The sequence below is a fragment of the Anaerococcus martiniensis genome (genome assembly GCF_043187485.1).
GTDB classification, from domain to species: domain Bacteria; phylum Bacillota; class Clostridia; order Tissierellales; family Peptoniphilaceae; genus Anaerococcus; species Anaerococcus martiniensis.
In genome coordinates this window covers 554,656-570,119 of the sequence record NZ_CP171106.1, presented here as the reverse complement: position 1 = coordinate 570,119, position 15,464 = coordinate 554,656, and the positions used below count along the sequence as shown (strand labels likewise).

At 34.6% G+C, this 15,464-nt stretch carries 14 protein-coding genes; 11 read left to right on the top strand and 3 right to left on the bottom strand.

Annotation, left to right across the window (positions count from 1 at the left end):
- Nucleotides 1–72 precede the first annotated feature (72 nt).
- A complete protein-coding gene (locus ACF3NF_RS02795; RefSeq protein WP_394024021.1) occupies nucleotides 73–1,248 on the bottom strand; it encodes an NAD(P)/FAD-dependent oxidoreductase in 1,176 nt (391 codons plus the stop codon).
- A gap of 96 nt (nucleotides 1,249–1,344) precedes the next feature.
- Between ACF3NF_RS02795 and ACF3NF_RS02790 the strand changes: the two genes are divergently transcribed.
- The 10 genes from ACF3NF_RS02790 to ACF3NF_RS02745 all read left to right on the top strand — a co-directional run bounded on the left by ACF3NF_RS02790 (nucleotide 1,345) and on the right by ACF3NF_RS02745 (nucleotide 11,492).
- Entirely contained in the window at nucleotides 1,345–1,845 is a 501-nt protein-coding gene (locus ACF3NF_RS02790; RefSeq protein WP_394024019.1) for a GNAT family N-acetyltransferase, read from the top strand.
- Entirely contained in the window at nucleotides 1,842–4,418 is a 2,577-nt protein-coding gene (locus ACF3NF_RS02785; RefSeq protein WP_394024017.1) for an ATP-dependent DNA helicase, read from the top strand. Before ACF3NF_RS02790 ends, ACF3NF_RS02785 begins: the two co-directional genes overlap by 4 nt.
- Nucleotides 4,419–4,458: 40 nt before the next feature.
- Nucleotides 4,459–4,785 carry a PadR family transcriptional regulator gene (locus tag ACF3NF_RS02780; protein ID WP_394024015.1) on the top strand — a complete coding sequence of 109 codons (327 nt, stop codon included), beginning with the start codon at nucleotides 4,459–4,461 and terminating at the stop codon, nucleotides 4,783–4,785.
- On the top strand, nucleotides 4,782–5,480 hold the full coding sequence (locus tag ACF3NF_RS02775) for a pseudouridine synthase (RefSeq protein WP_394024013.1): 699 nt from the start codon (nucleotides 4,782–4,784) through the stop codon (nucleotides 5,478–5,480). The genes ACF3NF_RS02780 and ACF3NF_RS02775 overlap by 4 nt, the downstream gene beginning before the upstream one ends.
- 21 nt (nucleotides 5,481–5,501) lie before the next feature.
- Nucleotides 5,502–6,098 (top strand): sugar transferase, encoded by a 597-nt coding sequence (locus ACF3NF_RS02770; RefSeq protein WP_394024011.1) that lies wholly within the window; start codon nucleotides 5,502–5,504, stop codon nucleotides 6,096–6,098.
- 130 nt (nucleotides 6,099–6,228) lie between these two features.
- Nucleotides 6,229–6,798, top strand: coding sequence for a glycerol-3-phosphate responsive antiterminator (locus tag ACF3NF_RS02765; protein ID WP_394024010.1), 570 nt, complete (start codon nucleotides 6,229–6,231; stop codon nucleotides 6,796–6,798).
- Nucleotides 6,799–6,816: 18 nt separating this feature from the next.
- Entirely contained in the window at nucleotides 6,817–8,319 is a 1,503-nt protein-coding gene (gene glpK, locus ACF3NF_RS02760; RefSeq protein ID WP_394024008.1) for a glycerol kinase GlpK, read from the top strand.
- Between the two features lie 122 nt (nucleotides 8,320–8,441).
- The gene (locus tag ACF3NF_RS02755) at nucleotides 8,442–9,869 is read left to right on the top strand and encodes an NAD(P)/FAD-dependent oxidoreductase (protein WP_394024006.1); all 1,428 of its coding nucleotides are present in this window, start codon (nucleotides 8,442–8,444) and stop codon (nucleotides 9,867–9,869) included.
- A 10-nt stretch (nucleotides 9,870–9,879) separates the two neighbouring features.
- Nucleotides 9,880–11,139 (top strand): NAD(P)/FAD-dependent oxidoreductase, encoded by a 1,260-nt coding sequence (locus ACF3NF_RS02750; protein WP_394024004.1) that lies wholly within the window; start codon nucleotides 9,880–9,882, stop codon nucleotides 11,137–11,139.
- On the top strand, nucleotides 11,136–11,492 hold the full coding sequence (locus ACF3NF_RS02745) for a DUF1667 domain-containing protein (RefSeq protein ID WP_394024002.1): 357 nt from the start codon (nucleotides 11,136–11,138) through the stop codon (nucleotides 11,490–11,492). The genes ACF3NF_RS02750 and ACF3NF_RS02745 overlap by 4 nt, the downstream gene beginning before the upstream one ends.
- A gap of 31 nt (nucleotides 11,493–11,523) precedes the next feature.
- Here ACF3NF_RS02745 and ACF3NF_RS02740 read toward each other — a convergent pair whose 3' ends face one another.
- Nucleotides 11,524–13,032 (bottom strand): NAD(P)/FAD-dependent oxidoreductase, encoded by a 1,509-nt coding sequence (locus ACF3NF_RS02740; protein WP_394024000.1) that lies wholly within the window; start codon nucleotides 13,030–13,032, stop codon nucleotides 11,524–11,526.
- 116 nt (nucleotides 13,033–13,148) lie between these two features.
- Nucleotides 13,149–13,871, bottom strand: coding sequence for an MIP/aquaporin family protein (locus ACF3NF_RS02735; RefSeq protein WP_394023998.1), 723 nt, complete (start codon nucleotides 13,869–13,871; stop codon nucleotides 13,149–13,151).
- A gap of 294 nt (nucleotides 13,872–14,165) precedes the next feature.
- On the opposite strand from ACF3NF_RS02735, the gene ACF3NF_RS02730 reads away from it, so the two are divergent.
- The gene (locus tag ACF3NF_RS02730) at nucleotides 14,166–15,350 is read left to right on the top strand and encodes a BMP family lipoprotein (RefSeq protein WP_394023996.1); all 1,185 of its coding nucleotides are present in this window, start codon (nucleotides 14,166–14,168) and stop codon (nucleotides 15,348–15,350) included.
- Nucleotides 15,351–15,464 lie beyond the last annotated feature (114 nt).

The following is a 15,464-nucleotide window of genomic DNA, read 5'->3' as shown; positions in this document are numbered from 1 at the left end:
AAAAAAACGAAATGGACTTCCCATTTCGTTTTTTTATTAGTTTATTTTGATAAAATTAAGTAATTTTTTTAACTAGGCAAAAATCTCCCCAAGTTTTGTTTCTTTAAGATCTTTTGCGTTAAAAACAACATCTTTCACATCATTTTGGTATTTAATATCACCCCAGAGGATACCACCTACGTATTTGTCATCTTTTTTAAATAACTTGTAGATATTTCCGTCCTTTTCTTTTCTTTCCTCTTCAATACCTTCACCAGAGCTTAGGCCAGCTGAGAATATTTTTATATTGCCAATTGTAAGAGTTGAAAATGGTTTTGGTTTTTCATACATTTGGCTAACCCCTGCCATATTGTTGCCTGCAATTTTCCCCATTTCTTGACTGCTTGTCCAAAGACCTATTGTAAAATCACCAATTTGTGCACAATCTCCAGCTGCATAGACATTGTCATATTTTGTTTTTAGTCCATCATCTACTAAAACACCACGGTCTACATCAAGGCCAGAATTTTTGGCAAGGTCTATATTTGAACGGATACCAGCTTGAACCATGATGGCATCTGCTGGAATTTCTGTACCATCTGATAGTCTTATTCCTTTAGCTATGCCATTTTCTTCAATTATTTCTTCAGTAAATTTGCCAGTATAGGTCTTAATACCCATATCATTTAAAGATTTCTCAAGTTTTTCTGATAAGTCCTTGTCTAGCTGGCGTGATAGTAAATAGTCAAAGCTTTCGATTACAGTTACTTCTTTTTCTAAAAGTAGGGCAGAATAAGCTGCTTCAAGGCCTAGGATACCACCACCGATAACGACTACTTTGCTTTTATCTGCTACATATTCCTTAAAATTCATCAGATCATCAATGGTTCTAATTGCAAAAACACCCTTGCTTTCAATATTTTTTATTGGAGGAATAAATGGCCTTGCACCTGACGCTATAAGGACTTTGCCATATTCAATTTCTTCTCCATCACAAAGTATGGCAACGTTTTTTTCTAAGTCAATTTTTTCTATAGGGCAATCTAATCTCTCATCTATTTTTCTTTCGTCATACCAAGGCTGTTTTTTAACTGAAAGATCATCAATTTCAAAATCTTGGCTGATTAGATGAGATAGCCTAGTCCTCCAATAAGTACTTTTTTTCTCGTTTGATACTATTAATATTGTAGCATCAGCATCTTTTTTTCTAATTTCTTCTGTAGCTGAAAGGCCGGCTATGCCGTTACCTATAACTAAATAATCATACATAAATATTCCCCCCTTTACACATTATAATCAATATATTTATTACATACCCGATTTTGATAAAAAATACATATGCAAATTTAAAGGTATAATATTCCTATGAGAAAAGCAAACTTAAGTGATTTAAAAAATGTAAATATGATAGTAGATGATGCAAAAGTAGCTCTAAAAAATGATGGAGTAGACCAATGGCAAAACGGTAGCCCTGACATAATGCTTTTGGGCAGGCAAATATCAAGTGAAAATGCCTTTGTTTATGATAATGATGATAAAATTTTGGCCTATGCCTATTTGTCAGAAGACTATGAGCCAACATATGCAGCAGTTATGAATATTGTAAAGGGAGTAAATGCATATACAATTCATACCTTTTGTGTAGATTCAAATGAAAAAGGCAAGGGTATAGCTAGCAAATTTTTTGATCAAATAATTGCTTATGCAAAAGAAAATAATAAAGATTCACTCCGCATAGATACCCATGAGGACAATTTTAAGATGCGTGGTCTAATTTCAAAGATGGGTTTTGAAGAACTTGGACGAATTTATATCAAAGATGCTGGCGTGACTAAACCACGCATAGCCTATGAACTGATACTATGATAAATGAAGGACAAAGATTAATTATAGAATATGGCCAAACACCAGCTGCTGTTATTGCAGGGCCTGGCACTGGCAAAACCTTTACCATTGTAAAAAAAGTTGTCGATTTGGTAAAAAATCATGGAATTCCTGCCAATAAAATTTTGCTTACAACCTTTACCAAAAAGGCTGCAGCTGAGCTAAATTCAAGAATAATTACAGAATTTAAAAAAGAAGGAATCAATTCTGATTTAAACGACCTTAAAATAGGTAATTTTCATAGCTTGGCATCTAGTTTTTTATCAGATTACAAAAAACTAGATGATAGTTTTTTTGACAATAAGGTCATAGAGCCTCAAATGGAGGGATATTTAATCGAGCGTTATCTTGATAGGTTTTATAAAATCGATGGTTTTAGGGAAAATATCAATGGCTATGAAGTTTACACAATACAGGATATTTTTGCTAAAATTACCAATAATCTCATCGACCCTCAAGTATTAAAAAATTCAAAAAATCCTAGAGATAGGATAAGTTTTGAGATTTTTAATACTCATCTAAATATTTTAAAGGAAAATCATCTTTTAAACTTCCAGATGATCTTAAAAAATTTTTATGACCTATTGGCTGATCCTATTATCGGCCCACAAATACGTGAGGGTATTGACTTTGTAATAATAGATGAGTATCAAGATACAAACTTTATCCAACAGGAGATAGCCTTTGGTCTTTTAAAAAACAATAATATTATGGTTTTTGGGGACGATGACCAGTCCCTTTATAGCTTTAGGGGGGCAGATCCTAAAAATTTATTAGAATTTAATGAGGTTTGTAGGCATAAATTAAATGCTCCAGCAAATTTTTATAAGCTAGATATAAATTATAGGTCAAACCAAGCCATAATTGATGTTGCCCAAGACTTTATAAAGGCAAATGAAAAATCAGAATTGTTTGCTAAAAATTTAAAATCTATCGATAGCAAGGTCAATCAAAATACGGTTGTTAAGGCTCGTGCTGAAAACATGGAAAATTTGGTAAAAATAATTAATATATTAAAAAAAGATTTAAATCTGAACCAAATAGCATTTTTATTTCCAACCCTAAACAATACCTATGCCAAAAATTTACAAAAGTATTTAGAAAATAATTCTTTACCAGTTTTAAATAAGGCAAGCACAAACTTTTTTGAATCCTACGAGATTAAAATTTTAATGTATATTTTTGCCAAAACTTTCACAACATATCCATCAAATATTGGCTACCAGGAAAATCTTTCAAAAGAAGAACTGGACAAACTTTATTTTAGAAGATATATAGCGTCTTTATTTGATGACCAGACATTTAAATCTACTCAAATTGATGAATTTATAAGAGGATTTCAAAATACAAAAAACATTTCCTTAAGCGAAGTTTTATATAAATCTTTCAATCTCCCAATTTTAAAGGAAATTTTAGGCCAAAAACTTGATAAGCTGGAAAGTCAAAAGGCCCAAAATAATATTGCAATCTTTAGCCAAAAACTTAGTGAATATGAGGAGGTTTTTGATAGAGAAAATCCAAATTATTATATAGAATTTATATACGGCTATCTTTTCTACCATTACAAAACCAAGGCTATAAAAGAGTTTGAAAACCTATCTGAAGAAATAGATGCCATAAATTTTATGACTATCCACAATGCCAAGGGATTAGAATTTGACGTGGTTTTTGTCTCAGGACTTAATGACTATCCAAGAGAAGATAGAAAAACTTTTTTGTCAGCCTATGAGAAAACAAATACTAATTCTGATGGAGGAGTCCGTGATTTTTATAGAAAATATTACACAGCCTTTACCCGTGCCAAAAAACTTTTGGTTGTTTTGGACAATTCTAGGGACAATATTATCCAAAATTTTGCAAATACCCTGCCAGATAGTTCGATTTTAAGGACAATTGATTTTAAAAAAGCAGAGGCAAAAAAAGAAAAAGCTATCTTAGCCTACACAACAGATATCGCAATTTACAATTCTTGCCCATTAAAATATAAATTTTTAAGGAAATTAAATTTCAAATTGCCTTTGACAAAATCTTTGGAATTTGGGACCAATGTCCATAATCTAAGCGAATATTTGGCCAAAAATCCTAATACTAATTTAAATAATAACTTTTTTGATAAGTTATTGGCCAAAGACCCAGCCTACAAAATCCCATTAGAAAATTTTGAAAATAGAAAATTTGACGTAAAATCTACTGAGATAAACTTTAAGGCTGACAGGGATTTTTATATACTCCAGGGTAATATAGATATATTACTAGCTGATAATTCGATTTTGGATATCAAAACAGGATTTTACGATAAAAAAGTCCTGGAAAAATATCAAAACCAGCTGATTACCTACAAATATATAATGGAGTATAATAAGCAAAAAGTAAATCAAATGTATCTTTATTTTGTAAACAATGATGAATTGTTACCAGTAAATGAAAGGGATTTTGATATTGATTTGATAGATGATATTGCAAAAAATATCGTAAATGACCACATCTACCAAAAAACAGATGATATAAATGAATGTAAGTACTGTCCTATGAAATACTATTGTGACAGATATTGATTAAACTCTACTATGTAATACAATATAGCTAGGTGATATTATGATAGAATCTCAAATGTTAAAGGGCGTAATAGAAGGAGTAATCCTCCATATAATAAAAAATAACGAAACCTATGGCTACGAAATAGTAGAAGAGCTTAAACGTAGCGGTTTTTACACAATGACAGAGGGGACAGTCTACCCAATTTTAAGCAGACTAACAAAAAAGGGTTATATATTAGGTGGATACAAAAAATCAGAAATCGGCCCAAAAAGAAAATATTATTATATTACAGCTAAGGGTAGAGAATATTTGACAAATTTTTATGTAAACTACGAGGAGCTAAACCAAGCTGTTTATAAGGTGATAGAAAAGGGGAGCAAATGAGAGTAGATAAGATGATAGGCAATGCAAAACTAGACACTCGTCGCAATATCAAAAGAAATGCAAAAAAAGGTGCCCTAGTTATCAATGGAGAAATTGTAAAAGATTCATCTACTCAAGTTGATCCAAATGTAGATGAAGTTTTCTATATGGGAGAGTTTGTAGAATATTTTGACAATATTTATATAATTATGAATAAACCAGCAGGAGTTTTATCAGCAACAGTTGATGAAGATGAAACTGTAATTGACTTGCTGGATGATTTTTATCAAATGCTTGACTTATCAATTGCAGGTAGGCTTGATAAGGATACAAATGGACTTTTGCTATTATCAACTGATGGCAAATTTATCCACAAGATTACCAGTCCAAATTCAAATATAGAAAAAACTTATGAAGTAGAAACTAGAGACCCAATCGATGAGTCTTTGATAGATGAATTTAAAAATGGTGTGGAAATCAAAGAAGAAGGTTACATAGCAAGGCCTGCAAAACTTGAAATAATAGATGAGAAAAAAGCCATTGTAAAAGTAACCGAGGGCAAATTTCACTTAGTTAAAAGACTATTTTCAAATCTAGGCAATGAAGTTGTAGGACTTAAACGCATTGCTATTGGAGATTTAAAACTAGATCCATTTTTAAATGAGGGGGCATATAGGGAGTTAAATGAGGATGAGTTAGAGCTTTTCCTTGACTAAGGATACATTAAGGAGGGTTATATGTATCAAAAATATATAAAAAACATATTAGATTTTTTATTTGCTTTAATACTACTAATCCTTCTTAGTCCTGTATTTTTAATTATAGCAACAATTTCAAAGATAGAAGAACCAGACGGAACAGTTTATTTTAAGCAAGAAAGGGCAGGAGTTTTTAATGAGCCTTTCTTATGCTACAAATTTAGGTCTATGAAAATGTCAGCACCAAAAAACGCTTCTACATGGGAGCTTGAAAACCCAGAAGATTTTATAACTCCTCTAGGCAAATTTTTAAGAAAAACATCCCTAGATGAACTTCCACAATTAATAAATATCCTAAGGGGAGAGATGTCTTTTATAGGGCCAAGACCAGTTATTTTAAAAGAAAAAGAACTTTTAGATTTAAGAGCAGCAAATGGAGCATATAGTGCAAAACCAGGTATAACAGGACTTTCACAAATATCTGGTAGGGATAACCTATCTCCAAAATTAAAAGCAGAGACAGATGGTATTTATGCATCTGATATTACATTTATCAAGGATTTAAAAATATTTTTAAAGACCATTCCAAAAGTTTTATCAAGCGACGGGGTAACCGAAGGCAAACAAAACTTCTAGGCTAAAGTTTTAAGGAAAATATTTGCAATCAATATAGGATTATGATAAAGTAATATTATAATAATATGAGTGATGAGAGCGAGCCGATGGATGTTTTATGGGCTCGTTTTGTCTATTATTAGGAGGATTTATGACAAGCCAAAGCATTTTAGAAGAGCTTTATGCAAATCCTGTCATCATGGCTATAAAAAATAATAAGGACTTTAACAAAGCTTTGGAAAGCGATAACAAAATTGTATTTGTTTTGTATGGAAACCTTGAAACGCTACCAACTATTGTTAAAAAACTTAAGGCTAGTGGCAAGATTGTAATAGTTCATGAAGATCTTATCGAGGGTCTTTCAAGCTCGACTTATGCAGGAAGTTTTATAAAAAGATATACAGAAGCAGATGGTATCATTTCGACCAAGACTGCAAACGTTATTTATGCAAGAAAACTTGGTCTTTTTGCTGTATTAAGATTTTTTGTATTTGATAGCATGAGCTATGAAAATATGAAGCAGACCATAAAAGATATAAATTGTGATGTCATAGAAATCCTACCGGGCATAATGCCAAATACCATAAAAGATATTAAAAAACGAACCAATATTCCAATAGTTGCAGGAGGGATGATTACCTCAAAAGAAGAGGTAATGGCTGCAATAAATTCAGGAGCGATTGCAATCTCATCATCAAATTATAATGTATGGCAAATGTAGCAAATCTAGGAGGATATTATGAAAGATTACATCATGGCCTTGGATGCTGGTACAACCAGTAATAGAGCGATCATTTTTAACAAAAAAGGCGAAATTATCTCTGTTGCACAAAAAGAATTTACCCAACATTTTCCAAAACCAGGTTGGGTAGAACATGACCCATCAGAAATCTGGTCAACTCAACTTGGGGTTTGTACAGAAGCTATGGCTAAAAAAAATATCGATGCTTCAGAAATAGCTGGAATCGGTATTACTAACCAACGTGAGACAACTATTGTCTGGGAAAAAGAAACAGGTCGTCCTGTATATAATGCAATCGTTTGGCAATGCCGTCGTACAGCTGACATGGCTGATAAATTGGTAGAAGATGGCTATGGCAAGATGATAAAAGAAAAAACTGGGCTTGTAGTTGATCCATATTTTTCTGGTACAAAAATTAGATGGATACTTGATAATATAGAAAATGGTCAACAAAGAGCAGAAAATGGCGAATTATTATTTGGTACAGTTGATACATGGTTAGTATATAATTTAACCCGTGGTGAAGTTCACATCACAGATTACACAAATGCATCAAGAACCATGCTTTATAATATTCATACTTTAGAATGGGATGATGAATTATTGAAAATGCTAAATATTCCAAAATGCATGCTTCCAGATGTAAAACCATCTTCATATGTTTATGGAGAAACAAGCGAAAGATTATTTGGTTCACCAATTCCAATTGCAGGAATTGCCGGAGACCAACAAGCGGCCTTATTTGGTCAAACATGCTTTAATCCAGGAGAAGCAAAAAATACTTATGGAACAGGTGCTTTCTTATTAATGAATACTGGAGAAGAAGCAGTAAAAAGTGATAACGGTCTGATAACTACAATTGCTTGGGGACTTGAAGAAGGAAAAGTAAACTACGCCCTAGAAGGATCTATCTTCGTAGCTGGATCTGCTATCCAATGGCTAAGAGATGAATTAAGAATAGTAGATGCATCAGATGATACAGAATATCTAGCTACAAAAGTAGATGACACTGACGGTTGCTATGTTGTGCCAGCATTTACAGGACTAGGTGCTCCATACTGGGATCCATATGCTCGTGGAACAATCGTTGGTATTACAAGAGGAACAAGCAAATATCATATTGTCCGTGCAACATTAGAATCACTTGCATATCTAACAAATGATGTGCTTTCAGCTATGTCAATCGATTCTGGAAATGAATTAAAAGAGCTAAAAGTAGACGGTGGAGCAAGTGCAAATAATTTCTTAATGCAATTTCAAGCTGATATGATCCAAACAAGTGTAGAAAGACCAAAAACACTTGAAACAACAGCCCTAGGTGCTGCATATCTTGCAGGACTTGCAGTAGATTATTTCACAAACCTAGATGAAATCATCGAAAATCGCCAAGTTGATAAGGTCTTTACACCAGAGATCAGCAAAGAAGAAAGAGATGCCAAAGATTACAACTGGCAAAAAGCAATTTCAAGATCAGTGGACTGGGCAAAGGATTTGAAGTAAAATAAAAATATACAGCAAAATAATTTAGAGAAAAGAGTTACTTTGATAGATATAGGCGTACTTTACCCAAAAGTACCATAGCAAAGTAGCTCTTTTTTATTTAGTACATAAAGGAGTAAATAATGAAAGATGTTGTAATAATTGGTGCAGGTGTCACAGGTGCATCTGTAGCCTACAATTTATCCAAATACGCTGGCGATTTTCTAGTGGTAGAAAAACACTCAGATGTTTGTGAAGAAACCAGCAAGGCAAACTCAGGAATTTGCCACGGTGGCTATGATGCCAAACCTGGCTCTATGAAAGCAAAAATGAATGTAGAAGGCAACCACATGATGAGTGAGCTTTCCAAAGAGCTTTCATTCCCATACCAACAAATTGGCACCTTGGTTTTATGCCACAAGGAAGAAGATTTTCCAAAACTTCAAGAACTTTACGATCAGGGGATAGAAAATGGCGTTGGTGGTATGAAAATCATTTATAATGAAGAAATACTAAAACTTGAGCCAAATGTAGAAAAAGATGTATATGCAGCCCTACTTTGTGAAGAAGCAGGCATTGTCGATCCATTTTTAATGAACATCGCCTACGCAGAAGGCTCAAACCTAAATGGAGTAGACTATAAATTTAATACAGAAATTACAAGTATAGAAAAAATAGATGACCATTATGTTTTAACTAGCCAAGATGGCGAAAAAATCGAAACTCGTGCGGTTGTAAATGCAGCAGGCCTATACTCAGATGCTATCCACAACCAATTATTAAATGACAACAAATTTGATGTGAGAGCCCGTCGTGGAGAATACTTACTTTTAGATAAGGCAACTCGTGGCTTTGTAAATCATGTCTTATTTAATCTGCCAACAGAAAAAGGAAAGGGAATCCTAGTTACTCCTACAATCGATGGCAATACCCTAATAGGTCCAACATCAGATTTTGTAGATGATAAAGCAGACACTGTGACAACCCAAGAGCGAATTGAAGAAGTAATAGAAAAAGTAGAAGACACAGTAGAAAATGTGCCAGTTCGTCAAGTCATCACTTCATTTTCTGGGAACAGAGCCCACGAATCAGGCGGAGACTTTATCCTAGAAGAAAGTCAAAAAGGATTTTTTGATTGTGTTGGTATAGAATCCCCAGGGCTTACTTCAGCTCCAGCCATTGGAAAATATATGGCAAATCTAGTAAAAGAATCCCTAGACTTAGCAGAAAATAAAGAATTTAAGCCAGGCAGAAACCCAATACCAAAAACAAGTGAAATGAGCACAGAAGCTCATAACGAACTTATCAAAGAAAATCCACTCTACGGTAAAATCATCTGCAGATGCGAAAAAGTAACAGAAGGTGAAATAGTAGATGCAATCAATGGACCACTTGGTGCAAGAACAGTAGATGGAATCAAAAGACGTGTTCGTGCAACAGCGGGCAGATGCCAAGGTGGTTTCTGCTTACCATCAATAATAGAAATTATGGCACGTGAACTAGGCGTAGATGGGGAAGAAATTACCAAAAAAGGTAATAATTCTTACTACATCGAAAAAAGAGCTAAGTAAGGAGAGATAAATGCGCGAATATGATTTAGTAATAATAGGTGGTGGCCCAGCAGGACTTTCTGCAGCAGTAAAAGCCTATGATGAAGGAGTAGAAAATATCCTAGTAGTAGAACGTGATGACAAACTAGGTGGGATATTAAACCAATGTATCCACAATGGATTTGGCCTACAAAGATTTAAAGAAGAACTAGCAGGCCCAGAATATGCCCAAAGATTTATAAAAGAAGCAAGGGCTCGTGACATCGACATCATGATGAACACAATTGTCCTAGAACTACGAGAAGACAAATCAGTTCTACTAATGAATGAAGAAGACGGTATGTTTGAAATAAAACCAAAAGCTGTTATCCTAGCCATGGGTTGTAGAGAAAGACCAAGAGGAGCCTTAAACACTCCGGGCAGTCGTCCAGCAGGAGTATATAGTGCAGGAACAGCCCAAAAACTTGTAAATATAGATGGATATTTGCCGGGTAAAAAAGTTGTCATCCTTGGATCAGGTGACATAGGACTAATTATGGCACGCCGTATGACCCTAGAGGGAGCAAAAGTAGAATGTGTTGCAGAAATCATGCCATTTTCTGGAGGTCTAAAAAGAAATATTGTCCAATGTCTCCACGATTATGATATCCCACTTTACTACTCCACAACCATATCAGGCATAAAAGGTAAAGATAGGGTAGAGGGAGTTTACCTATCAAAAGTAGATGAAAATATGAAAATCATAGAAGGTACAGAAAAATTTGTAGAATGTGATACAGTTTTACTTTCTGTAGGTCTATTGCCAGAAAATGAGCTGACTCAAGAAGCAAATATAAAAATAGATAGAAAAACAAAAGGAGCATATGTTTCAGATAAGCTAATGACAAGTGTAGATGGCATATTTGCAGCAGGCAATGTCCTTCACGTTCACGACTTGGTAGACTTTGTATCAGAAGAAAGTGAACAAGCAGCAGTAAGTGCAGCAAAATACATCAAAGGCGAATTTAGTACAAGTGGAGAAAATAAAATAGATGTCACAGCAGGAGATGGAGTATCCTACACCATGCCTCAGTATATAGACTATGAAAATATGGATGATTCAATCATAGTTAAATTTAGGGTAAACAACGTATATCCATCTAGAAAACTTGCCATCTATGCAGATGACAAGTGCATAGTAGAAAGAAAGAAAAGAGTCCTAGCTCCAGGAGAAATGGAACTACTAAGACTTAAAAAAGAAGACATAGATCCAGACACCAAACAAATCACAGTAAAATTGGAGGAAATATGAAAAAACAATTTACCTGCATCAACTGCCCCATGGGCTGCCAAGTAGTAGTAACCATGGATGGCAAAGAAATAACCAATATAGAAGGCAATAACTGCAAACGTGGGGAAAACTACGTAAGAGATGAAGTAAAAGACCCAAAAAGAATGGTAACTTCAACAGTAAGAGTAACTGACTCAAAAGTCTACAGTGTCCCAGTAAAAACAGAAACAGCCATCCCAAAAGGATTAATATTTGACTGTATGAAAGAAATAAATAATACAGAAATAAAAGCTCCAGTTCATATTGGAGATGTAGTAATAGCAAATGTCCTAGATACAGGAGTAAATGTCATTGCTACAGATGAGAGGGCATAAAAATAGACCAAGTTCAGACTTGGTCTATTTTTTATTCTTCTTCCTTCTCTTCAATCTCTTTTCTAGATGTTTCTTGGATTTCTTTTATTAATTCATTAACCCTTTTTTTATTTAGCCTTGATAGCTCGTTTCTTTCAAAGTCGTAGAGGTCATCGATTGGTTTTTTGCCTAGTTCATCTTCCATTACTTCTAGGACTCTTGGTTTACAAAATTGTCCTTGGCAAAATCCCATGCCGGCTCTGGTTCTACGTTTTACTGCATCTAGGGTTTCTACTGGTATGCCGCGGTTCATTGCATCTCTGATTGTTTTTTCTGTGACTTGTTCACACCTACAAACAATCCTATCTGGATCGCCAAGTGGTAAATCAAGTTTGTCTTTGATTTTATTCATATCTTCTAGTTCTTTGTACTCGATAATTGGCTCTCTGTTTGGATTGTAGTCTGGGTCTTCTTCTAGGTCTAGTCCTGATTCTTTTAGGATATTTTCTACAATTTTTGCAATTTCAGGACTTGCAGTGATACCTGGAGATTGGATGCCTACTACATTTATAAAGCCAGCTACATTTGATTCTTCGATGATAAAATCATGGGTGGAGCTTGCTGGTCTTAGACCTGTAAATGACCTGATAAACTCTCTTAGGTTTATTACATCATCTTTTACAGATTTTTGAGCTTCTTCGTAGATGTACATTAGTCTATCTTCGTGGGTTGATAGGTCGATTTCTTCTTCGTCTATGGCATCTGGTCCTAAGAGTAGGTTGTTGTGGAAGGTCCTTGTGGCAAGGATTCCCTTGGATTTTTCTGTTGGAACTTGGAAAAGTACGTTATTTAATCTTTTTCCTGTTCCCTTTTGGAATATCAAATATTCCCCGCTTCTAGGGTGGATATCAAAATCTGTTTCGGCTATCATCTCTGAAACTACTGCACCTTCTAGGCCAGATGCATTTATTACATATTTTGCTTTAAGCTCTTTGCCATCTTCTGTTTTTACTATAAAGTAATCGTCATCTTTTGAAATATCTGACACTCTTGAGTTTAAAAATAATTCTGCACCATTGGCTACAGCATTTTCTGTTAGAGCTATCACATATTCATAAGGAGAACAAACTCCAGCACCCTTACACCAAAGAGCAGCAATAGCATTATCTGATACATTTGGCTCAATTTCTCTTAATTTTTCTTGGTCGATGATTTCCATATCTGGTAGACCATTTTCTATGCCCATATCATAAAGTTTTTCTAAGGTCTTTATTTCTTCTTCCTCAAAGGCAAGAACTAAGGATCCATTAGCTACAAAACCAAAGTGCAATTCGTTTTCTAATTCTTCAAATTGGGTACGTCCTGGATAGCAAATTCTGCCTCTTAGCTCATCGTGGGGCTCTGCATAACCTCCATGGATAATTGCGGAATTTGCCTTGCTTGCTCCCATGCTGACATCATTTGCTTTTTCTACTATGGCAATATCAAGTTTATATCGGGATAGGCGACGGGCAATGGATGCTCCAGATACTCCTGCACCTATGACTAATACATCATACATATTCTCCTTCTTTCTTAAAAAACACAAAAGGCAAGTATAAAATCTATACTTGCCCAAACTCATTCTTATTTATTTATATAACTATTATATCGTAAATGAGTTTATTTATCAATTTATTATATAAATACAATATTAAATAAAACTACTGCCAAAAGTCCTCCAATGATCGGACCTACAACTGGTACCCATGAGTAGTCCCACATAACATCTGCCTTATTCCTAAAAGGTAGGATTTGATACATGATTCTTGGTCCAAGGTCTCTGGCAGGGTTTATTGCATAGCCTGTAAGTCCGCCTAGAGACATACCGATTGATACGATTAGACCAAATATATAAATGTAGTTCATTCCTACATCAGCAGCACCTGAAACATTGCCAAATCCAAGAATTGCAAATACTAAAACAAAAGTACCAACCATTTCAGATAAGAAGTTTCTCCAAGTATTTTTAATAGATGGAGCTGTACAAAAGCATCCACGAACGATGCTAGGATCTTCATCAGATGTATCATCAAAATGGTCTTTAAATAATAAGTAAACTAAAAGTGCCCCAAGCATGGCTCCAAGCATTTGTCCAAGGATATAATATCCTACTGTATTCCATCCTATATCACCCTTATAGGCAAGAGCAATAGTTAAAGCTGGATTAAAGTGGGCACCACTCATAGCTCCAAATATAACTGCAGGAATCATAACTGCAAGTCCCCAAGCGATGGTAATTTGTACAGGACCACCACCATGCATACCAGATTTACGGGTCAAAACATTAGCCACAACTCCATCACCCAATAAAATTAGCAGGAAAGTACCGACTAATTCTGCCACAAAAATATCTCTCATATAAACCTCCTGATTTTAAAGACAAAAAGCGAGTGAAATTAAAAACAACTCGCTCTCGTTCTCAAATTAAATTTTGTGGAAACCTTTTCTGTAATAAGTATAACATCTATGACAAAAAATGGCAATAGATTTAAACATCTATATTTAAAGTTTATTTTACAAAAATTTAATGTCTATTTTACAATATAAGTTTTCTATAAATTAGAGAAATAAGTTAAAAAATTATTATTTATAGACAAAAGTGCCTCAATGTATTAAAATTAAGGCATAAAGTAAAATTTTTGGGAGGAAGAGATGAAAATTAAAAACTTTATGTCAATCGCTACAGCACTATCATTATCACTAGTATTAGCTTCTTGTGGTGCAAACACAGGAGAAAACACAAACGAAGCAGCTGATAATGAAACAAAAGTAGAAGAACAAGCAGATCAAACTGCTGATCAAGAAAAAGAAGCTGAAAGTCCTGAAGAAGGTGCAGCAGAAGCTCCAGAAGAAGATAAAGAAGAAGCAGCAGAAGCAGAACCAACAGGTGAAGAAGTTAGCCTAACAATGGTAACAGACTTTGGTGGAGTAAATGACAAATCATTTAACCAATCTGCTTACGAAGGATTACAACAAGCTGAAGAAGAAGGAAAAGCAACTTTTGACTACATCGAAAGCCACAAAGAAGCTGACTATGTTCCAAACCTAGAAAGTGCTCTAGACTCAGAATCAGACCTTATCCTTACAGTAGGATTTGCTTTATTCCCAGCTACAGATGAAGCTGCAGAAGAAAACCCAGAACGAAACTATGTAATAATCGATAATACAAACGAAAATGACAGAGAAAACCTACTTGGTGTAACATTTGCTGACCACCAAAACTCATTTTTAGTAGGATACATTGCAGGTATGCAAACAGAAACTAACAAAGTAGGATTTGTTGGTGGTATCACAGGTGTTATCATTGATAGATTTGAATATGGTTTCAGAGCAGGTGTTGAACAAGCAGCTCGTGACAAAGGTGAAGACATCGAAGTTGAAGTACAATACGCAAACAGCTTCTCTGATCAAGCAGCAGGTAAAAACATTGCAGATAGAATGTACCAAGAAGGTGCAGATGTAATCTTCCACGCAGCAGGTGGTGTTGGAATCGGTGTTATCGAAGCAGCAAAAGAAAATAACAAATGGGTAATCGGTGTAGACCGTGACCAACAAGACGAAGCTCCAGATAATATGCTAGTATCAACTGTAAAAGGTGTAGGCGATGCTGTAAGACTAATCATTGACGAATACGCTCAAGGCAAATTCGAAGCTGGAGACCAAACATTTACTCTTGCTGATGGTGATGCAGTAACAATCGCATACGCAGACAATGGTATAGTTAGCCAAGAAATCAAAGACAAAGTAGAAGAATTAAAACAACAAATCATAGATGGCAAAATTGAAGTTCCAGAAAATAAAGAACAAGCAATTGACCAAGAATGGATTAAAGAATAAATTCATAATTAATAGACCTCTTTATTGGGGTCTTTTAATTTGCAAAAAAATCCTACTATAAAAGCATGATTTATGATATTATTAAGTAGATATATAAATAAAGAAGCGAGGGTA

Excerpts from the sequence above, each read along its gene's own strand:
- ACF3NF_RS02795 (WP_394024021.1), bottom strand. The coding sequence starts at position 1,248 with ATGTATGATTATTTAGTTATAGGTAACGGCATAGCCGGCCTTTCAGCT.
- ACF3NF_RS02790 (WP_394024019.1), top strand. The coding sequence starts at position 1,345 with ATGAGAAAAGCAAACTTAAGTGATTTAAAAAATGTAAATATGATAGTA.
- ACF3NF_RS02785 (WP_394024017.1), top strand. The coding sequence starts at position 1,842 with ATGATAAATGAAGGACAAAGATTAATTATAGAATATGGCCAAACACCA.
- ACF3NF_RS02780 (WP_394024015.1), top strand. The coding sequence starts at position 4,459 with ATGATAGAATCTCAAATGTTAAAGGGCGTAATAGAAGGAGTAATCCTC.
- ACF3NF_RS02775 (WP_394024013.1), top strand. The coding sequence starts at position 4,782 with ATGAGAGTAGATAAGATGATAGGCAATGCAAAACTAGACACTCGTCGC.
- ACF3NF_RS02770 (WP_394024011.1), top strand. The coding sequence starts at position 5,502 with ATGTATCAAAAATATATAAAAAACATATTAGATTTTTTATTTGCTTTA.
- ACF3NF_RS02765 (WP_394024010.1), top strand. The coding sequence starts at position 6,229 with ATGACAAGCCAAAGCATTTTAGAAGAGCTTTATGCAAATCCTGTCATC.
- glpK (WP_394024008.1), top strand. The coding sequence starts at position 6,817 with ATGAAAGATTACATCATGGCCTTGGATGCTGGTACAACCAGTAATAGA.
- ACF3NF_RS02755 (WP_394024006.1), top strand. The coding sequence starts at position 8,442 with ATGAAAGATGTTGTAATAATTGGTGCAGGTGTCACAGGTGCATCTGTA.
- ACF3NF_RS02750 (WP_394024004.1), top strand. The coding sequence starts at position 9,880 with ATGCGCGAATATGATTTAGTAATAATAGGTGGTGGCCCAGCAGGACTT.
- ACF3NF_RS02745 (WP_394024002.1), top strand. The coding sequence starts at position 11,136 with ATGAAAAAACAATTTACCTGCATCAACTGCCCCATGGGCTGCCAAGTA.
- ACF3NF_RS02740 (WP_394024000.1), bottom strand. The coding sequence starts at position 13,032 with ATGTATGATGTATTAGTCATAGGTGCAGGAGTATCTGGAGCATCCATT.
- ACF3NF_RS02735 (WP_394023998.1), bottom strand. The coding sequence starts at position 13,871 with ATGAGAGATATTTTTGTGGCAGAATTAGTCGGTACTTTCCTGCTAATT.
- ACF3NF_RS02730 (WP_394023996.1), top strand. The coding sequence starts at position 14,166 with ATGAAAATTAAAAACTTTATGTCAATCGCTACAGCACTATCATTATCA.